General features: G+C 43.3%; 2 protein-coding genes. One reads left to right on the top strand and one right to left on the bottom strand.

Translation table 11 applies throughout. The features are described 5' to 3' along the window. Positions 1-599: glutamate ligase domain-containing protein (locus tag M595_RS27810; protein WP_040484789.1), on the top strand; the 599-nt coding region annotated here is incomplete at its 5' end. 61 nt (positions 600-660) lie between these two features. Here M595_RS27810 and tatA read toward each other — a convergent pair. Then, entirely contained in the window at positions 661-849 is a 189-nt protein-coding gene (gene tatA / locus M595_RS27815; protein WP_009786034.1) for a twin-arginine translocase TatA/TatE family subunit, read from the bottom strand. Positions 850-1,078: the final 229 nt, after the last annotated feature.

Here is a 1,078-nt window from a genome sequence, read left to right on the forward strand (position 1 = left end):
GTGTGCTCTTCCGATCTATCAAAATTGAACATATTCAACAGGGTTTATCGACGTTTGTCGCTTCGGCTTCTCAAACCCCAGGACGGATGAACCTGTTTAATATGGGTAAATCTCACGCCCTGATTGATTATGCTCATAATCCCGCTAGCTATGAAGCCTTAGCTGGATTTGTTCGCAATTGGCAGGGGGTTAGGATTGGCGTTGTTGGTGGCCCTGGCGATCGCCGAGATGAAGATTTTGTGACGTTAGGCAAATTGGCGGCGGAGATGTTTGACCAAATTGTGATCAAAGAAGATGATGACACGCGAGGTCGAGAACGGGGCAATGCGGCAGACTTAATTCGCGAAGGGATTGAACAGGTGTTGAGTCGAGTTCCTGACCCCCGAGTTAGCTATGAAACCATCCTCAACGAAACCGAAGCGATAGAAACCACCCTTGATCGCGCCCCCGAAGGCGGTTTGGTGGTGATTTTACCGGAAAGTGTGACTCGGGCAATTAGTCTAATCGAGGCCCGCAATCCGATTTCGGATTCACCGACTGGTCAAAACGGAACGGCTTCTGCTCCCTATTCTACAAACTTGAAACCGTCGCAGGTTTAAGGATATCTCGAAGCTTGGGATGAGAATCAATCCCAAAAGTTCAATTTCTCATCCCTCATGCTTAATTTCCCTCAGATTTTTTAACTTCTGGGTTATCGCTGTCGGTTTCTAAATCATTCTGCATTTCATCTTTGAAACCTTTTAGTGCTTGACCGATAGTTTTTCCTAACTCGGGAATCTTCTTCGGCCCGAAGATAAATACAGCAACTAACAAAATCACTCCCATTTCTGGTAATCCCAAACCAAACATGGCAACCTCCTTGATGCAGATAGACACTTTCATCTTACCGGGAGTTGAGTTATTTTATTCTCCTTAGATGATTGGATTCCCTTAAATCCCTCTTAAACATTCGTTATTTTATTCTCCTCAATTTCTTTCTTTTGATGAGCTGTATCCAATTTTTAATACAGTTTCTATATTCTTCCAACTCCTCTTAATCTCTAATTTCATTTTCCTCTAAATCTTATAGACTTTCCAA

This window comes from Lyngbya aestuarii BL J (genome assembly GCF_000478195.2).
Classification (GTDB): Bacteria; Cyanobacteriota; Cyanobacteriia; order Cyanobacteriales; family Microcoleaceae; genus Capilliphycus; species Capilliphycus aestuarii.

Bases quoted from the DNA above. Each gene is read 5' to 3' on its own strand.
- tatA (WP_009786034.1), bottom strand. From the start codon at position 849: ATGTTTGGTTTGGGATTACCAGAAATGGGAGTGATTTTGTTAGTTGCT.